Origin of the sequence: Pseudobutyrivibrio sp. YE44 (assembly GCF_900104335.1) — a bacterium.
Taxonomy (GTDB): domain Bacteria; phylum Bacillota; class Clostridia; order Lachnospirales; family Lachnospiraceae; genus Pseudobutyrivibrio.
Genome location: NZ_FMXT01000004.1, coordinates 71,517 through 90,235, shown reverse-complemented (window position 1 = coordinate 90,235; position 18,719 = coordinate 71,517). Strand labels below are relative to the sequence as shown.

The window sequence follows — 18,719 nt, the reverse complement described above, 5'->3', positions numbered from 1 at the left end:
TTAAGGCACATGGAGGGCGACTATGGCAAAGGAAGAATATCTTGATACTGGTGCAGGTATAGTTCCACTAGGGCTACCAGGAGGTTTCTTTATCTATGAAGCTGATGGTGAGGAGAATCTTTTATTTGCAGATTCTAATGTCATCAATATGTTTGATTGTGAAACCTTTGAGGAATTAAAGGAATATGTTGGTGGTTCTTTTAAGGGAATGGTTTATAAGGAAGACCTGTACAGAATTGAGAACCAGATTCAAGCACAAACCTTCTTGGGCGAAAAGCGACACGATTATGTGCGCTATCGTATTCAGACAAAGAAGGGCACAATTAAATATTTAGAGGACTTTGGCCATTTGCTTCACTGGATGAATGGTAAAAGCTTCTTCTACGTATTTATTGTGGATGTGGATCAAAATGAATATTTGAATACCAGTCGTAACTCCTTTGCTGAAGCTGAGGTGTTGGTAGCTAACCGGGAAGTGGATTCATTGACTGGTTTGTTTACTATGTCGTTCTTCTATCATAGGGTTCAGCTTCAGATTAATAGCGCTGAAAATTGGAGGGACGAGGCAGCCTTTGTACATTTTGATGTTCCAAATTTCAAGCTTTACAATGAACGTCATGGCTTCAAAATGGGAGATGAGCTTCTAGTTGATTTGGCCAACACTATAAAGGATGTTTTTACTGATGGTATAGTTGCAAGATTTTCTGATGATCATTTTGTTGTATTTACCAGTACTCCAAGGGAAGGAGTAATAGAGTCAGTAGAAGAAGTCTATAAACGGATGCTTCTTTCTGATGATGTAAATAAAAAGGTAAGAATTAAAGCTGGAATTTATTTCTTGGATGATCAGAGGGCTGAGGTAGGTTTGGCCTGTGACCATGCCAGACTTGCTTGCAACAGCATTAAGAATAGACATGATCTTAATTACTGTATCTATGATGAAATGCTTCGTGACAAGCTTCGTCGACAGCAGTATGTAGTGGACCACATTGACGAAGCCATCGCAATGGACTATATAAAGGTTTACTATCAGCCTATTATTCGCGTTGCTACAAAAGAGGTTTGTGGCATGGAGGCTTTGGTACGTTGGGTTGATCCTTCCATTGGCATGATGTCGCCACTAGATTTCATTGAGACCTTGGAGCACTTCCATTTAATTCATCTGGTGGATGAATTTATGGTAAAGAAGGTATGTCAGGATTACAGGTATCTTTTGGATAATGACCTTCCTACAGTGCCTGTATCTGTTAATATTTCAAGACTAGACTTTGATGTATGTAGTGTTTTGAAGCTTTTATCTGATTTCTGCGAGATTTATGATGTGCCAATTGATATGATGGAAGTAGAAATCACAGAGAGTGCCTTCAACGACAACACAGGTCTCATTCGAGAGGAAGTGAAGAAAATCAGAGAAGCTGGCTTTGAAATCTGGGTAGATGATTTCGGAAGTGGATTCTCATCTTTAAATACCATAGCAGAGTATGATTTTGATGTATTAAAACTAGATTTAGTTTTCTTAAAGAGCTTCCAAAATCAAAAGACAAGGACTCTTATGAATTACGTGATTCAAGGAGCAAATGAGCTTGGAGTCAAACCATTATGCGAGGGTGTAGAATGTGAAGAGCATTATCAATTTCTAAAGGAAATTGGTTGTGATAAATGCCAGGGATACTACTTTGGAAAGCCAATGCCATTAGAGGATATGCTAGAGCACCTTGCTGATTCGGGTATGACCTATGAAGACTATTCTTACTAAATAAAAATTAATTGGACTAGCTGTTATTTGAAACAGCTAGTCCTTTTTATGTTATACTATCTCTATTAGGTGAGGGGGAATAGATAATGACAATCATACTAGAAAATATTAGCAAGTCTTACGATGGAAAAAAGGTCATTGATAATCTTAATGTGGAAATAGAGGATGGAAAATCCTATGCCTTTGTTGGCCCTAAGGATTCAGGAAAGACTACAGCTCTTAAAATTTTTATGGGACTGGAGAAGCCTGATCAGGGAAAAGTCAGCAGAATGGGAGATTACAAGTATCCAACCCTTCAGTCTGCCTATGTTTCTCAGGCAGGTCAGTTGAATCCCAAAAAGAATGCAATATGGAATGTAAAGAAGGCTCATAGATGGGCTAGCAAAGGTCGTGCCATTGAAGAGCTTAATAGATTTTTACCAGAAGATAGACAGGAGATTCCTGTTTCTGAGCTTAATGAAGTGGAAAAACGTTTGGTGGAAATTGTTAGAGCTTTTTTTGTACCAGCGGATTTTATTGTGTTGGATGAGCCTTTTGAAGGTATGGACGATAACCTTCGATTAAAGGTGCTACAGCACATTATGAATATTAAGGGAACCAGACCACTTCTCATAGCTTCTCGTTCAGAGGATGGTTTGGATTTTGCTAGAAAGATTAGAATGTTCCAAAACTAAAATGGAGGAGGATTGATTATGTTAAGAGATGGTAAGATTTGGATTGCAAACACTGAGGCAGGAGAGCCAGTGTACATGCTACCAAAGATGTCAAATCGTCACGGATTGATAGCAGGTGCAACAGGCACTGGAAAAACAGTTACCCTTAAGGTATTAGCAGAGTCTTTTTCAGATATGGGAGTTCCAGTTTTTCTGGCAGATGTTAAGGGCGATATTGCCGGTATGCTTGAAGCCGGTGTTGACAGTGAAAACATGCAAGAGCGTATAAAAAGATTTGGCCTTGCTGAGCATGGCTTTGAATACCACAGATATCCAACCACTCTTTGGGATGTGTTTGGAAAGAAGGGCATTCAGGTGAGAACTTCAATTTCTGATATGGGCCCATTGCTCCTAAGTCGTATTTTAGATTTAAATGAGCTTCAAAGTGATATTCTCACTATAGCCTTCAAAATTGCTGATGACAACGGATGGTATCTGTATGATACCAAGGATTTAAAGGCAATGCTTAATGAACTCGCTGAAAACAACAAAGATTATGCAGCGGAATATGGAAGTATTAGTAAGCAAAGTGTTGGAGCTATTCAAAGGGCTGTTGTGGCATTGGAAATTGCTGGTGGTGACCAGTTTTTTGGTATGCCAGAGCTTGACATTAGAGATTGGCTTACCGTGGATGCAAGCGGCAAAGGGATGATTCATATTCTCGATAGCCAGAGCCTTATTAATAATGGAACCTTGTACTCAACTTTCCTACTTTGGATGCTTTCAGAGCTTTTTGAAACCATGCCTGAGGTTGGTGATTTGGAAAAGCCAAAGATGGTATTCTTCTTTGATGAAGCACATCTTCTTTTCAAAGACACTCCAAAGCCATTGCTTGAGAAGATTGAGCAGGTAGTGAAGCTTATTCGCTCAAAGGGAATTGGCATTTACTTTGTAACTCAAAATCCTCGTGATATTCCAGATGGAGTGTTGGCACAGCTTGGCAATAAAGTTCAACATGCTCTTCATGCATATACACCATCAGATCAAAAGGCTGTCAAAGCAGCAGCAGAATCCTTCAGAGAAAACCCAGCTTTTAAAACAGCTGATGTAATAGAGTCTCTTGGAACAGGAGAGGCTGTTGCATCCTTCCTTCAGGAGGATGGTACACCTAGCGTTGTTGAAAAGGTGTTTATACTTCCTCCTCAGTCAAAGATGGGTGGTATTGATGATGCAGTTCGAGATACTGCCGTAAAATCCAGCATGTTGTATTCGAAGTATGCGGTGGCAGTTGATCCTGACTCTGCATATGAAATGCTTGATAGAAAGAACCAGGAAGAGGCAGTGGCTGAGGCTACAGCCAAGGAGGAGGCAGCCGCAGCAAAGCAGCAGGCCAAGGAAGAAGCAGCTGCAGCAAAGGCAGCTCAGCGTGAGGCTGAAAAGGAAGCTAACCGTAAGAAACGTGCTGCTAAATCCGTGGGAACCACTGTGGCCGGAACTGTTGGCCGAGAGGTTGGTAAAAAGGTTGGAAAGCAGTTGGGAGGCAAGTTCGGACAAACTCTCGGAGGTAACACGGGAGCTCAGCTATTTAGAGGCTTGCTTAACACCCTTTTAAAGTAGAAAAATATATCTGAAAATTTGACGTCAACCCTCATGATTGTTAAAATTAGTTTCGAGTGTGATTTTGCACTCGGGAGAATAAAATCATGGATAGAGACGTCAGACGTAAAAGGCATAAAAGTAAATATAAACGTAAAAGAACAAGTAGGCTTTTCACTATAGGGGCAGTGGCTATTTTTTTAGCTTGCGCCGGTGTGGGGGCCTACTTTTATCATGACTATTCACACAGAGTTTACAGCACTTGCGTGGTTGAGCTTGGTGGAGATGTAAAGGCTACAGATTTTCTTAGGGATGCTTCTAAAAAAGCTGTATTTACACCAGATACTGTCATTACCACAGAATATGCTGGAACCTATAAGGTGGGGGTTGTTTCAGAGCCCTTCACTTATGAGTGCAACTTAGAGGTGGATGATACTATTGCCCCTGAGCTTACAGTTAAAGATCTTACTCGCACCAAGGAAGAAATCCCTGGAGCAAAGGACTTTGTGGAAGAAGTAAGTGATGCCTCTGGAGATGTGACAGTATATTTCCAGACTGCTCTTAGTTTTGACAATTATGGAAAGATTCCTGTGGAAATTGTGGCAGAAGATGGTTCTGGAAACAAAACAGTAAAGAATGCCACTTTGAATCTTGTGGAGGAATACGATATCATCCCTCCAGTTATAGAAGGTCAGCTGGATAAGATAGTATATGTTGGCCAGAGCGCTAGCTTTAAGTCTGGGGTAGTGGTTACAGACAATGTTGATTCAGATATTCAGGTTCAGGTAGACAGTAGCCATGTGGATTTAAATACTCCAGGTGAATACACGGTTATTTATACTGCGGAAGATTCAATGGGAAACATGGATTTGGCAGAAGGTAAAATTACCGTTATTGAGCAGCTTTACACTGAGGATCAGGTTTATGCCTTAGCTGACGAAATCCTAGCAGATATTATTAAGCCGGATATGTCTGATTATGACAAGGCTCACGCTATATATGTTTGGATTCAGGGAAATATCGGATATAGTGAAAGCACCGACAGAGATGATTGGTTAAAGGGTGCATATGATGGCCTTACAAATCGTCACGGTGATTGCTACAACTATTTTGCAGTTGGAAAGGCTCTTCTTACCAGAGCCGGTATTAAAAACGAGGATATAGAAATAATTCCTACAGCAACTAGACATCATTTCTGGAGTGTTATTGACTGTGGAGAGGGATGGCGTCACTTTGACTGCACACCACGTCATGACAAAAGCTTTAAGGGATTTTATATTACAGATGAGGACTTAATGGCTTATTCAAACGAGCATTATCGTTCTCACAACTACGATCGCGAAAAATACACCTATTTTAACTAGTGGAGAATAGGAATATGATTAAAAAACTAGGTATAATTGGTGGGTTAGGGCCTATGGCTACTGCGTATTTTATGCGCAGAATTATTGAACTCACCGATGCAAAAACAGACCAAGAAAATATCGAAATGATTATATACAACTGTCCATCTATTCCTGATAGAACAGGTTTTATTTTAGGGCAGAGTCAGGAAAGTCCGTTTCCAAAGATTTTAGAGCTGGCTCAATCCTTGGAAAGACAGAATGTGGATTACATAGCAATGCCATGCATTACTGCTCACTATTTTCACGATCAGCTTGCAGAAAATGTATTTATTCCTGTTAGCAATGGAATAAAGGAGGCGGCAGAGTATCTTAAGGAGCGTGGCATCAAAAAAGTTGGAATTATGGCTACAGATGGCACAGCTTCCATGCATCTTTTTGATTCCGTTCTTATGAATCATGATATAGCTTGCATCTATCCTAATGAGATAGGGCAGAAAAAGGTTATGAGCATTATTTATGATGATGTTAAGGCTGGAAAGCCTGTGAATATGGATGCTTTCATGGAAGTGAAGCAGCAGCTTCTAGACGAAGGTGCTCAGGTAGTTATTCTAGGATGCACAGAGCTTTCAATTGTAAAACGAGATTATCAGGTGGGCCCAAAGGTCCTTGATATAGTTGATGTTTTGGCCGCGGATTGCGTAAAAAAATGCGCAAAGCCACGAATAGAATGCGAGAATTTGATTACAATATAAGCCTTCTCCTTGAGGAGAAGGTGGCCTGAAAGGCCGGATGAGGTGTAAAATGCAAAACAATGTACTAGATTATTTAGATGGGAGCCTTTCTAGGGTTCCCGACCAAATCGCATATGCAGATGATGAAGTTCAACTTACCTTTGCAGATGTAAAAAGAATAATGGACTCTGTAGGAACAGGCCTTTTAAACAGAAGTTGTCATCGTGAGCCAGTTATTGTGTTCATGAAAAAGAGTCCAAACACCATAGCTACTTTCTTTGGTGTAATTAATGCAGGCTGCTATTATGTTCCTATTGATAGCGAGATGCCTGCCACACGTATAAATCTGATTCTTGATAACTGCAAGCCAAGAGTGATTATTTGTGATGATAGCACAAAGGCTATTGCGGAAGGCTTTGATTATAAGGCAGACATAGTCTTGTTTTCAGATATATCAAATACAAAGGCTGATGAGGATGCACTGGCGCAGGTTCGAAAGAAAGCCATAGATACAGATCCAATCTATATCGTATTTACATCAGGTTCCACAGGAGTTCCAAAGGGGGTTTGCGCTTGTCACCGCTCGGTAATCGATTATATTGAGCAGCTTTCAGAAACACTTGGTTTCAACGAAGACACAATATTTGGAAACCAGACACCACTTTATTTTGACGCCTGCCTTAAGGAACTTTATCCAACATTAAAGTTTGGTGCCACCACCTACCTGATTCCACATTCATATTTTATGTTCCCAATCAAGCTGGTGGAATATATAAATGAGCACAATATCAACACTGTTTGTTGGGTGGTTTCAGCACTTACAATGATTAGTGCTTTTGCGACCTTTGATACGGTAGTGCCTCATACCTTACGAACTATCGCTTTCGGTAGCGAGGTTTTCCCTATCAAGCAGTTTAGGCTTTGGAGAGCAGCAGTGCCTGAGGCTAAGTTCTTCAATCTTTATGGTCCAACAGAGGGCACAGGAATGTGCTGTTATTATCCTGTTGAGCGTGAGTTTGCAGATGATGAGGTTATCCCTGTAGGCTTCCCATTTAAAAACACCGAGATTCTATTGTTAAAGGAAGACAACACCTTAGCAAAGGATGGAGAACAGGGAGAGATTTGTATCCGAGGAACCTCTGTTACACTTGGCTACTACAACAACCCAGAAAAGACCAGCGAAGCATATGTTCAGAATCCATTGAATACAGCTTATCCTGAAATCATATATCGAACAGGCGATATTGGTCATATTAATGAACACGGTGAGCTTGTGTTCCATTCAAGAAAAGATTTCCAAATCAAGCATATGGGACACCGAATTGAGCTTGGAGAAATCGAAGCAAACGTGAATCTCGTACCAGAGATAAAGCTTTCCGGATGTATCTATGCCAAGGAACAGGGCAAAATCGTTCTTTACTACGTAGGCGACATTACAGAAGGCGACCTAATCAAGGCATTAAAAACAAAGCTTCCACGCTACATGTTGCCGAATAAGGTGAACCGCCTGGACGAGATGCCTTTCACAGCAAATGGAAAAATTGACCGTGTAACATTATCCAAGATGTATACCAATAGATAATCCGCTGGTTACGGCTACAAACAAATAATACTGTTTTTTTCATCGTTTTCACTATACTCTCAAAAAACAGTATATTTATTTGTAGCCTATCAGCTCATATAAATAAGGAGGATATAATCATGAATGAATTAATTGAAATACTTAAGGATTTACACCCTGAAGTTGACTTTACTACGGAGAAAGGCCTCGTAACAGGCGGCATCCTTGATTCCTTTGATATTGTTTCTCTTATCTCAGAGATTAACGAGGAATTTGATGTTACCATTGGTGCTGCAGAGCTTACACCAGAGAATTTCGATTCAGCAGAGACAATCTATGCACTTATCAAAGCAAAATTAGACGATGAGGATTAATTAAATGCTATTTACAAGCTATGAATTCCTAGGATTTTTGCTCATAGTATTTATAGTGTATTATCTATTGCCAGGAAGGGCTCAGTGGCCCTTCCTGCTTCTTGCAAGTTACACTTTTTATTTTATAGCAGATCCTAGATATCTTATCTTTATTTTTATCACAACAGTTACCACATTTTTTGCTGCAAAGGAAATATCAGATAAAAAGGAAGCCTTTGAGCTGTGGTTCAAAGAGCATAAAAAAGAATACGAAAAGGATGAGCGCAAGGCCTTGAAGGCTAAGGAGCATGCTGTAGAAAAGAAAATTTTTCTAGCTTGCCTGTTGTGTAACTTGGGCATTCTTGCAGTGACTAAGTACACTAACTTCACTATATCCAATGTCAACAATATTTTAGGTGCTATTGGAAATAAGGGCACAATCTCTTTTGTTGATGTGATTATTCCTATGGGTATTTCTTTTTATACCTTCCAGTCTATGGGATATCTGATTGATGTTTACAACGGGAAATTTAAGGCACAGAATAATCTTTTCAAGTTTGCACTTTTTGTATCCTTCTTCCCACAGCTGGTGCAGGGACCAATCAGCCGCTATGCTGATTTGAGCCAGACTCTATTCGAAGAGCATAGATTCCAGTGGCGTACTGTATCCTTCGGCTTACAGAGAATCCTTTGGGGATTTTTCAAGAAGCTTGTTATTGCAGATAGAATTCTTGTGGCCGTTCAGGCAATCATTGGCGACCCAGATACCTACAATGGATTTTACGCCTTTGCTGGTGCAATGTTTTACGCCTTAGAGCTTTATGCGGATTTCACAGGTGGAATTGATATCACTATTGGTGTGGCTGAGACTATGGGAATTAAGGTTACTGAAAACTTTATTCGTCCATACTTCTCAAAGAACATCAAAGAATACTGGAACAGATGGCATATCACCATGGGAACATGGTTTACTGACTATATTTTCTATCCAATCAGTGCCAGCCAGTTTATGATGAAGCTTTCAAAGAAAAGCCGTGCTCGTCTTGGTAACAACCTTGGTAAGAGAGTACCAGTATATCTTTCAAGCTTTATTGTTTGGTTTACAACAGGTATTTGGCATGGAGCAAGCTGGAATTTCATTGTCTGGGGACTTGGCAACTTTGTTGTTATTATGATTTCTCAGGAGCTTGAGCCATTTTATCGCTGGTTCCACAGTAAGGTTAAGGTGGAAGATACCTTTGGCTGGAAGCTTTTCAGAGTTGTGAGAACAGTGCTTATCATGTCCAGCCTTCGTATGTTTGACTGCTACAGAGATGTGCCACTTACCTTCAAGATGTTTGGAAGTATCTTCACTAAGTCACATTTGTCACAGCTTAACGGGGATGCCTTTATCGGTATGGGAATCACAGAGTATGACTACGCAGTTGTGTTTGTAGCTATGCTTCTACTTGTTGCTGTCAGCTTGATACAGCGCTCTGGCTCAGTTCGAGCTAAGATAGCAGAAAAGGCCGCACCAGTACGTTTTATCCTGTGGTATGGCCTGTTTATGGTGACTTTAATATTTGGTGCTTACGGAATCGGGTATTCAGCAAGCCAGTTTATTTATAATCAATTCTAATCCAAGCCTTCTCCTTGAGGAGAAGGTGCCCCGAAGGGGCGGATGAGGTGTAAATCAAATGAAAAAATATATATCAATTTTATTATCCATAGTCATTGCCATCTCCGGCCTGGCTTTTGCGAACCAGCTCCTTGAGCCCAAATACATGAACGGCGTTTTAGAAGGTGCAATGATAGAGGAATACTACGATGACCCAACAGATCATAACGTGGTATTCATTGGAGACTGTGAGTTATACGAAAATATTTCTCCAGTTTATCTTTGGGAAAACTATGGAATTAATTCCTATATACGAGGTAGTGCCCAGCAGCTTATCTGGCAATCTTATTATTTGGCAGAAGAGACTGTAAAGAGAGAGCATCCTGATATAATTGTCTTCAATGTTCTTTCCATGAAATACAACGAGCCACAAAGTGAGGCATACAATCGTATGTCTATTGATGGCATGAAATGGTCTTCAAGTAAGGTGAACAATATCAAAGCCTCAATGACAGAGGAAGAGCATTTTGTTGACTACGTATTTCCGTTGTTACGCTATCATCGTCGTTGGAGCGATTTAAACTCTGATGATTTTAAATATCTTTTCCATAGAGATAAGGTTTCCTTCAACGGTTATTACCTGCGTGTGGATGTAAAGCCAGCAGAGGATGTGCCAGAGGGAAGACCACTTACAGATTACAATTTTGGTGACAATGCCTACAACTATTTAGACAAGCTTACAAAGCTTTGTAAGGATAATGATGTTCAGTTAATTCTGGTTAAAGCCCCTAGCTTGTATCCATATTGGTATCCTGAGTGGGATGAACAAATTGTAAAATATGCTAAGGATAATGCTTTGCCATACTATAATTTCCTAAATTATCAGGATGAGATGGGATTGGATTGGAGCAAGGATACTTATGACGGCGGTCTTCATTTAAATCTCTCAGGTGCAGAGAAAATGTCCAAGTTCTTTGGTGAGATTCTTGTTACTGACTACGTAGTTCCTGATAGAAGAGGAGAAGAAGAGCTTGATGAATATTGGAAGGGTGTTTCCGAAAGATATCAGGCTGAAATAGATCGTCAGAATGAGAACCTTGAAAAGTATGGAGCTGTAAATCCAAAGGAGAAAGAATAATGAAATTCGTAATTCAACGTGTTAATGAAGCATCAGTTGCAGTAGACGGGAAAGTAATAGGCCAAATTGGAAAAGGCTTTCTTGTTTTAATCGGTGTTTCAGATGATGATACAAAAGAAATTGCTGACAAGATGGTTAAGAAGCTTTTGGGCTTGCGCATCTTTGACGATGAAAATGACAAGATTAATTTGTCGCTTACAGACGTTGGTGGCTCGTTGCTTTTGATTTCTCAGTTTACTCTCTATGCAAATTGCAAAAAGGGATATCGACCATCCTTTACAGACGCTGGTGCTCCTGATATGGCAAATGAAATGTATGAATACATCATTTCTAGCTGTCGCGAAGCAGGCTTTCCAGTGGAGACAGGAGAGTTTGGCGCCGATATGAAGGTATCCCTTCAGAACGACGGACCATTTACCATAATCTTAGATTCAAATGAAATATGCTAATAGGCTTCAGAAAAAATGCTACCCCAAAAGGGTAGCATTTTCATTAACTAAAAATATTATGTAATGTCTCAGATATACTTTGTATTATCGTTGGCTTCTCATCCAGCATCTGCTCTAAACTCTCACGATAATGACCTTCCTTATAAGCTCTAGCAAGTTTTGATTCCATTCTCTTAATGCCTTCTTCATTCATAGCAATACCTCCTATATAAGCTATTCAAAAAGAAAAACATTAATCTCCCAAAAATGAATCCATGCACCTCCTAGGTGGTGTGTAACTAGAAGTATACATCATTTTCTATGTCTAAATTATGAAGCAATAGGGATATCATTGTGAAAAAATAATGAATCTAAAGTCTTATATAACAAAAAAGAGCAACCAATTACTTGGTTACTCTCTTTTAAAAGATGCGGAAGGCGGGACTTGAACCCGCACGCTCGCAATGAGCACAAGATCCTTAGTCTTGCTCGTCTGCCAGTTCCGACACTTCCGCTCAGAACTTGTAGTTCCTTGTCTTGACGACAAGAAGTATAATATCAGAGTATCTACTTAGAGTCAACACCTAAATTACATTTTTTTCATATTTTTTTTGTAAGATGATATATAACCCATTTGAGGTGAAATATTATCCTTGAATAAGTAGCTTTCAATCGAAAGACGAGGTAGAACAAATGGCTTTTTCAATCCTTCTAGTTATCGTAACAATTCTATATATAATCCTTTTGGAATTATCAAAAAATATATTATTGGGGTGGGGCGTTGCACTTATAGCTATGGCTGGAATGTTTTTTGCTCATTCAAGAATAAAGAAGCCCCTTATACTTTGGTGCGCCTTTTTGATTATCTTGATTTTGAATTATATTTTAACCGCACCACCATACAAAAATGTTCCTGCTGTAGACAACAAGAATCCAGAAATGACAGAAGTGGTTCATGTAGCTCAAGGCGATTTAACAGGTGTGTATAATGCAGATAAATCTGTAAAGGTCTATGCTGGAATTCCTTATGCAGCTCCCCCAGTGGGCGAACATAGATTTAAAGAGCCTGCGGATCCTGAAAGTTGGGAAGGGATAAGAGCTTGTGACAAGTTTGGCCCAATGGCAATGCAGGTCAGAAATAATCCTTTAGTTGACAGTGTATCTCATATCTTAGGTTGGCATGATTATCAGGTGAAGTTTGGGGATGAGTATGTTGAAGCTATGAGTGAGGATTGCTTATACCTTAATGTGTTTGCTCCTGCTGATGCAGGTGATGAGCCATTGCCGGTAATCTTTTATATCCATGGTGGAAGTCTCTCCACTGGGCAATCATCCTATACAGAATATCGAGGGGAGGATTTGGCTAAGCGTGGAGTTATCTTCGTAAACTTTGCATATCGTCTAAACGTATTTGGATATTATGCAGCGGAAGATTTGAAGGAAGAGTCACCTAATGGAACTACTGGAAATTATGGTCTGTTAGATCAGATTGCTGCTCTCAACTGGGTAAGAGATAACATAGCTAGCTTTGGTGGTGACCCTAACCAAATCACCATAGCAGGAGAGTCTGCTGGTGCGTCTTCTGTTAATGCCTTTTGTGTTTCACCTCTTACAAAGGACAAGTTCAATTACGCCATTGCAGCATCAAGTGGAATCACTCCAATCGAACCCTTTCATACATTTCGTAAATACGAAGAGGCAATAGAAGAAGGGGAGAAAGTTAGAAAACAATTTGGAGTGAAGTCTTCGGCAGAATTAAGAAATCTTTCAGCCGAGGAGCTTCTGAAAAATGATTCAGAGCAAACTGCTATGACAGTTGATGGGTATGCAATTGTTGAACAACCATATTTAACTTATGAAAAAGGTGAAAATCACGAGAAAGCTTTGCTTAACGGTTTTAACGTAAAGGAAGCAGATGCATTTCTGCTCACCACAAAGGCTACTGCGGAAAACTATGAAAGCAAATTGGCGGAAGCCATAGGGGATGAGGCTGCAGAGATGGCAAAGCTTGTTCCGGCAGATAGTCCACAGCGTGATCAACACTTTATAGTTGATGCTTTGGGGGATGCAAAGGGGGCATTGAATACAGCTTATTCAGCCATTTGGTTTAGCTATTCTCATTATCTGTGGAATAATTATTTGATTGAACAGAAGGTTCCTACCTATGAATACTACTTTACAAAGACCAATAATGTCTTGTCTAACTATCATGCAGGTGAGTTGCCATATGCATATGGAAATCTATGGCGTCATCCTGGTTTATATGATGAGGAGGATTATGCCCTTTCCGAAATAATGCAACAGTATTGGGTTAATTTTGCGAAGACAGGTAATCCAAATGGAGAGGGATTACCAGAATGGAAAATGCGCTCAGCTAATCAGAAACAGCTTCTTCAGCTTGATACTACAATAAAAATGGTGGATGATCCTAACGAAAAATTGTACCAAGTCATCGATAAATATCAAAAAAGTTTGAAATAAAGCTAAAATATTCTTAAGGCGGTCTTTGATGGACCGCCTAAATAGGTTATACTTATGCTGAAATAATAATAGGGAGAATAGGATGACTTTATCTGATTTAAACTTTATATTCAGGGCGTTACCCCTTTTTTTAATTATATATTATATTTTTCCAGCTAAGTGCAGACCATGTTTGCTATTATTGGCAAGCCTTGTTTTTTATGCCGTAAATGATTATATGATGCTTCCTGTTTTGGTAGCAGCTTCTATAATTAATTACTTTTTGGCCAAGTCTGTTGCAAAGAAGAGCAGAGCTGCTCTGGTTGCCGCTATCATCCTTGATGCAGGTATGCTTATTGACTTCAAAATAGCAGGCCGTCTAGATAGCAGCATATTGCTTCCACTTGGATTGAGCTTCTATGTTTTCAAAATGATTTCATATCAGGTTGATTTATACAAAGGAAAGATCTCTCAGGTGAACTTCATAAAGATGTCCACTTATTTCACTATGTTTCCACAGATTATCTCTGGACCTATCAGTCGATATGATTTTGTTACAGCAAACCAAATGTGGGAGAAACATCCAATAAGTGTCGAGTTTGTTTCAGATGAGAAAGATGATGAAGAATTAGTTGAAAAATTAAAATCTGATATATCACAAGTAAATCAAGAAATTGCTAATCTGGAAAATGCAACTGAGACTTCTGTAAAATCAGAAGGTGGAGAGGAAGGTAGTGCATCTGTTATTCAGGCACCATCAATAGGCTCTAAGCTTTATAATGTTTTCAGCCATGTAGGAGATGGTTTAAAATATTTTGCAATTGGTCTTTTTATGAAGGTTATCATAGCTGATCATTTAGCGGTTCTTTGGGAAGAGCTTAAAACTATTGGATATGAAAGTATTTCCACTCCAATGGCATGGATTGGTGCATACACCTATTCAATGAATTTGTACTTCGATTTCTGGGGCTATTCACTTATGGCTGCAGGTGTTGGTGTTATGCTTGGTTTTCCTTTCATTGAAAACTTTATTCAGCCATATAATGCTGTATCTATTTCAGATTTTTACAGACGTTGGCATGCAACTCTTGGAAGCTGGTTTAAGGATTATATTTACATTCCGCTTGGAGGTAGCAGAAAGGGTGGCTTTAGAACCTTTCTAAATCTTTTGGTGGTTTGGCTTGTAACTGGCTTTTGGCACGGTGCAAATTTTAATTATATAATTTGGGCTATGGTGATTTTCTTCATTATTGCTTTGGAGAAATTTCTCATTTCAAAGTGCCAGCCTTTATACAAGATTGTTGGTAGGATAAATGTTCTTGTGATTATTCCTTGTACCTGGGTTATTTTTGCTACACATTCAGTTAGAAAAATTGGAACTTATTTCCTACGACTGTTTCCAGTTATAAATAATGGTATCGCTGTAAACAATAAAGACGTTTTCCTTTTTGTGCCAGCTTATTTACCATATCTTATTTTAGGATTGATTTTAGTGATTCCTGGAATCCAGACTTTATATAGAAAGCACAAGGATAATGTGATTACAACTATTATCTTATTTGCAATGTTTTGGTTTGCTGTATTTAGTCTTGCAAATTCAGCAGGAAATCCATTTATGTATTTACGTTTTTAGAGGGATGGAATATGAAATTTAGACATCTTCTATTTTTGATATTGATATTAATAAGTGCAATAGGATTATCAGTATGCAGCTTTTGGTTTAGGCCGACTAAGTATGCGGATTACTCCACTAGTGTTGTAAAAGAACCTATGGTTGCACCACTTTTAAAGGCGGCAGCTTCGGGGGTGTATCCTTGGTCAGAGTACAAGGCACCAGAGGTAAAGGAAGCAACAAAGTCTGCTAGTAAAGATGAGAAAAAAGAGGATAATGCTTCGGAGGAAGCTCAAGGAGATTCAAAGGAAGAGACACCAGAAGTACCTAGGCCTAAAAGCTTTACTCAAGTTACAGATGATTACTTTAACGATGCTGTGTTTATTGGTGATTCAAGAATGCTTGGTCTTTCAATGTATTGTGAAGCCCTTGATTCCAGAGCTACTTTCTTTGCTAAGAAGTCCCTTTCAATCTATGACATCCAAGAGAAGGAGTGGGTAGAGATGGAGGACGGCAGGAAGCTTACTATATTTGATGCTCTTTCTGAGGTCCAGTTCTCCAAGGTCTATATGGAGGTTGGAATTAACGAGCTTGGTCGAGGTACCAACGAAAGCTATGCAGCGGCCTATAAAGATGTAATCGATAGGATACGAGCAATTAATCCTGATGCGATTATTTATATAAATAGCATCATGTTTGTAACTAAGGAGAAGAGTGAGGGTGACCCTATATACAATAATGGAAGCATTAATGTGAGAAACATGGAGGTGGTTCCACTTGCAGACGGTCAGCATGTTTTCTTCTTAAATATCAATGATGCAATTGATGATGGGGAAGGAAATCTTGATGCATCCTTATCAGGGGATGGTGTTCATTTGAAGGGCTCATGTTACGAACCATGGCATCAATATTTACTGTATAATGCCATAGTAGAGTAGGTGGTTTTCTGACAGTTTATTATGATTTTGATAGTCTTAATAAGCTGTCAGAATTTTCTGATTTACCGCGCTAAAGTTCGACGCTTTAATTGGTCAAAAACCGTTGACGCATGCCGGTTTCTCTGATATATTATGTCTTGTCGTTGAGACAAACAGAACTTAATAAGTTCTTGCGGAAGTGTCGGAACTGGCAGACGAGCAAGACTAAGGATCTTGTGCTCATTGCGAGCGTGCGGGTTCAAGTCCCGCCTTCCGCATTGTATTAAGAGGCCTAGAAACATTGAGAAATCAATGCTTCTGGGCTTTCTTTTTTTGGAAAAAGGGATGATTTTGAGAGGTTCCCTAAGGTTCCCTCACTGCTATCGTCCTGTGAGTCCAGTATATCTCTAACATTTTCTAAGTAGTCTTTCTTTGCAAAGCTGTAGAACTGCAAATTGGTCTGAATTGAATGACCTAACATTGCTGCTCTATCTGCAACAGAAATCCCCATTGGTAATAGTACATTTGAATTAAGCGACATTCTAAGAGCATGGTTATTGGTTACATGGAAACCTTTTGACTTACATAATCGTCTAAGGAAAGTCTCGTATGCATCCTTTTTAATCCAGTCACCATCTTCATGGCAGAAAATAAATTCTGAATCAATTCCAAGAGCATCCTGCTTATATTTTATTTCAAGAAGTAGGCTCTTGATTTTCTTAGTAAGCGGAAACTCTCTATCATCCTGAGAAATGCCCTTCTCATTCTTTGTACATGTGTCATAGTAATAAACCTTCTTGCCATTAACTCTTTTTGAAAGCTGTTGTGCGTGGAAGTGAATAGAATCTTCTGATACATCTTCCCACTTAACAGCGCAGAGCTCACCAACACGGACACCTGTCTCAATAGCGAAAAGTACAGCATAGCCATTGATGTAATAGCTTCCCCATTTCTTCTTAGTCATTCGATATCTGACTTCTTGTTTGATGATTTCAATCTCATCTGGAGAAAGAATTTTTTCTTCTGGTTTAGCTTTTCTTGTATCGCAGGATTTCATATAAGGCTTATTCTTAATCATAGACACAGGATTAGTAGGAATAATCTTATGAGCGTATGCGTAGCCAAATATAAGGTTAAGGACACCCTTATAGCTAAAAAATGCTTTTTGCTTTGGATGATCTCTGTTTACCCATTCCTGAGTGTACTGCTTCAGGTAAATATCAGTTATCTTTCTAATATCCTTCGTCGCAAGTTCCTTCGAAATGTAGTGCTTGAAATCTACCCTATTTTTAGCAAGAGTATTTTCCTTTGGATTCTCAGTAACTGCTTTTTCATGAAGAGCAGCATTGAAAACCGATTCTAGAGAGTAATCCTTCAAGCCAGTAGTATAATAGTCGTAAAGCTTTTCTAATAATCCTTCATAGGTTGTTGCTTTAATCTTTTTACCATCTGGCATTTTGGTGATGTAATAATCTTTGGGATTACTTGGTGTTGGTTCATGATGACTTATTGATCTTGGTTTGCCATCATTTGTGGTGTGGCTCATAAATACGAGCCTGTCGCGTAAAATTTTATCTTTCTTTGATATCAAGTTTAGTTCTTTACTGACACCGTCAGCGTCTATAATACCTAAAGAAAGCTGTACATTCAAGGACACTCTTTGTGCCTCTATTACTTTACGACTGTTAAAAATATCTAAAATGATAGCAATATTATTCATAAATACCAACTAACAAAGGTACCTGTTCAGGGATGATGTGAATAATTGAAATATATTTAATATATCGGCAGATGACTAAAACAAGATTTTTTGATATAATATGCATACAAGATAGATTATAAGGAGGCAGTAGAATGATAGATAAAAATATTACCATTCAGGATGCGTCTGAAGTTGATCCTAATCTGCTTCGAATGCTAGATAGAGGTCTTGAAGATATTGAGGCAGGAAGAACACTAACTCATACTCAGGCCATGGAAGAAGTAAGACGTATTAGAAAAGAACGCCGTGCTGCAAAAGTAAATATAGGAGTTGCAGCAAATGGATAACTATGAAGTAATATGGTCACGCGAGTCTGTTTATGACGTGGCTGACATTTCTGATTATATTGAACTACGATTTGGTACAGAAAGAGCTGATCAGTTCAATGATGAAATTGATGATGTGATTTCTAGTTTAAGTTGGAAATTTAAATCTAATCGTGGAACTGGTATCTTTTATAGAAAGAAGCTCATTTTAAAGAAAGTATTCAAACCTTCAATCATCTTCTATTTTGTGGATGATGAGGAGGAGAAAGTATATGTCGTTAGGGTTTTGCGGCACGAACGCGATTGGCAAAAGATTTTACGAGAAACTACGAGCTATACTTTTGATTAACGGCATAAACTATTTTCTATAAGTATAATAGATTAGGTTTATTAGAGAGCACTCAGCATGAGATGCTCTCTTTTTTGAACATATAATATGCCTAAATAAAAGTCATATTTGGATTTTTGAGTATATTATTGTATTCTTTTATAGTAGCAAAACAATGTATAGACATTTATAAGGGCATAATAATGTAAACAAAT

Annotated in this window: 17 protein-coding genes and 2 tRNA genes; 16 read left to right on the top strand and 3 right to left on the bottom strand. The window is 38.9% G+C overall.

Annotated elements, in window-relative coordinates; all coding sequences use genetic code 11:
• Positions 1 to 22 precede the first annotated feature (22 nt).
• The 10 genes from BLR54_RS08195 (at position 23) to dtd (ending at position 11,180) form a co-directional block, all read left to right on the top strand.
• On the top strand, positions 23 to 1,756 hold the full coding sequence (locus BLR54_RS08195; protein WP_090419382.1) for a bifunctional diguanylate cyclase/phosphodiesterase: 1,734 nt from the start codon (positions 23 to 25) through the stop codon (positions 1,754 to 1,756).
• An 86-nt stretch (positions 1,757 to 1,842) separates the two neighbouring features.
• Positions 1,843 to 2,430: an ATP-binding cassette domain-containing protein gene (locus BLR54_RS08190; RefSeq protein ID WP_090419379.1), complete on the top strand. Its 588-nt coding sequence runs from the start codon at positions 1,843 to 1,845 to the stop codon at positions 2,428 to 2,430.
• Between the two features lie 18 nt (positions 2,431 to 2,448).
• Positions 2,449 to 4,026: a helicase HerA-like domain-containing protein gene (locus BLR54_RS08185; protein ID WP_090419376.1), complete on the top strand. Its 1,578-nt coding sequence runs from the start codon at positions 2,449 to 2,451 to the stop codon at positions 4,024 to 4,026.
• Between the two features lie 86 nt (positions 4,027 to 4,112).
• On the top strand, positions 4,113 to 5,369 hold the full coding sequence (locus BLR54_RS08180) for a transglutaminase-like domain-containing protein (RefSeq protein ID WP_090419373.1): 1,257 nt from the start codon (positions 4,113 to 4,115) through the stop codon (positions 5,367 to 5,369).
• Positions 5,370 to 5,383: 14 nt separating this feature from the next.
• The gene (locus BLR54_RS08175; RefSeq protein ID WP_090419370.1) at positions 5,384 to 6,103 is read left to right on the top strand and encodes a cysteate racemase; all 720 of its coding nucleotides are present in this window, start codon (positions 5,384 to 5,386) and stop codon (positions 6,101 to 6,103) included.
• A 49-nt stretch (positions 6,104 to 6,152) separates the two neighbouring features.
• On the top strand, positions 6,153 to 7,664 hold the full coding sequence (locus BLR54_RS08170; RefSeq protein WP_090419367.1) for an amino acid adenylation domain-containing protein: 1,512 nt from the start codon (positions 6,153 to 6,155) through the stop codon (positions 7,662 to 7,664).
• A gap of 119 nt (positions 7,665 to 7,783) precedes the next feature.
• Positions 7,784 to 8,017, top strand: a complete 234-nt coding sequence (locus tag BLR54_RS08165; protein ID WP_090419365.1) for an acyl carrier protein — start codon at positions 7,784 to 7,786, stop codon at positions 8,015 to 8,017.
• A gap of 4 nt (positions 8,018 to 8,021) precedes the next feature.
• The gene (locus BLR54_RS08160; protein WP_090419362.1) at positions 8,022 to 9,614 is read left to right on the top strand and encodes an MBOAT family O-acyltransferase; all 1,593 of its coding nucleotides are present in this window, start codon (positions 8,022 to 8,024) and stop codon (positions 9,612 to 9,614) included.
• A 58-nt stretch (positions 9,615 to 9,672) separates the two neighbouring features.
• Positions 9,673 to 10,731: an SGNH/GDSL hydrolase family protein gene (locus BLR54_RS08155; RefSeq protein ID WP_242871221.1), complete on the top strand. Its 1,059-nt coding sequence runs from the start codon at positions 9,673 to 9,675 to the stop codon at positions 10,729 to 10,731.
• Positions 10,731 to 11,180, top strand: coding sequence for a D-aminoacyl-tRNA deacylase (dtd, locus tag BLR54_RS08150; protein WP_090419360.1), 450 nt, complete (start codon positions 10,731 to 10,733; stop codon positions 11,178 to 11,180). Before BLR54_RS08155 ends, dtd begins: the two co-directional genes overlap by 1 nt.
• Before the next feature lie 43 nt (positions 11,181 to 11,223).
• Here the strand turns inward: dtd and BLR54_RS14950 are convergent, their stop codons facing one another.
• Both BLR54_RS14950 and BLR54_RS08145 read right to left on the bottom strand, forming a co-directional pair.
• Positions 11,224 to 11,373 carry a hypothetical protein gene (locus BLR54_RS14950; RefSeq protein WP_176761897.1) on the bottom strand — a complete coding sequence of 50 codons (150 nt, stop codon included), beginning with the start codon at positions 11,371 to 11,373 and terminating at the stop codon, positions 11,224 to 11,226.
• Between the two features lie 216 nt (positions 11,374 to 11,589).
• A tRNA-Leu gene (locus BLR54_RS08145) sits at positions 11,590 to 11,674 on the bottom strand.
• Positions 11,675 to 11,852: 178 nt separating this feature from the next.
• On the opposite strand from BLR54_RS08145, the gene BLR54_RS08140 reads away from it, so the two are divergent.
• The 4 genes from BLR54_RS08140 (at position 11,853) to BLR54_RS08125 (ending at position 16,426) form a co-directional block, all read left to right on the top strand.
• Entirely contained in the window at positions 11,853 to 13,640 is a 1,788-nt protein-coding gene (locus tag BLR54_RS08140) for a carboxylesterase/lipase family protein (RefSeq protein ID WP_090419357.1), read from the top strand.
• Positions 13,641 to 13,812: 172 nt separating this feature from the next.
• On the top strand, positions 13,813 to 15,252 hold the full coding sequence (locus BLR54_RS08135; protein ID WP_176761896.1) for an MBOAT family O-acyltransferase: 1,440 nt from the start codon (positions 13,813 to 13,815) through the stop codon (positions 15,250 to 15,252).
• An 11-nt stretch (positions 15,253 to 15,263) separates the two neighbouring features.
• On the top strand, positions 15,264 to 16,169 hold the full coding sequence (locus tag BLR54_RS08130) for a GDSL-type esterase/lipase family protein (protein WP_090419353.1): 906 nt from the start codon (positions 15,264 to 15,266) through the stop codon (positions 16,167 to 16,169).
• 172 nt (positions 16,170 to 16,341) lie between these two features.
• Positions 16,342 to 16,426: transfer RNA gene (locus BLR54_RS08125), tRNA-Leu, on the top strand.
• 14 nt (positions 16,427 to 16,440) lie between these two features.
• Here BLR54_RS08125 and BLR54_RS08120 read toward each other — a convergent pair.
• Positions 16,441 to 17,868, bottom strand: coding sequence for a tyrosine-type recombinase/integrase (locus tag BLR54_RS08120; protein WP_090419350.1), 1,428 nt, complete (start codon positions 17,866 to 17,868; stop codon positions 16,441 to 16,443).
• 134 nt (positions 17,869 to 18,002) lie between these two features.
• On the opposite strand from BLR54_RS08120, the gene BLR54_RS08115 reads away from it, so the two are divergent.
• A complete protein-coding gene (locus BLR54_RS08115) occupies positions 18,003 to 18,197 on the top strand; it encodes a hypothetical protein (RefSeq protein ID WP_090419347.1) in 195 nt (64 codons plus the stop codon).
• Positions 18,190 to 18,525, top strand: a complete 336-nt coding sequence (locus BLR54_RS08110; RefSeq protein ID WP_090419344.1) for a type II toxin-antitoxin system RelE/ParE family toxin — start codon at positions 18,190 to 18,192, stop codon at positions 18,523 to 18,525. Before BLR54_RS08115 ends, BLR54_RS08110 begins: the two co-directional genes overlap by 8 nt.
• The last annotated feature ends 194 nt before the right edge of the window (positions 18,526 to 18,719 follow it).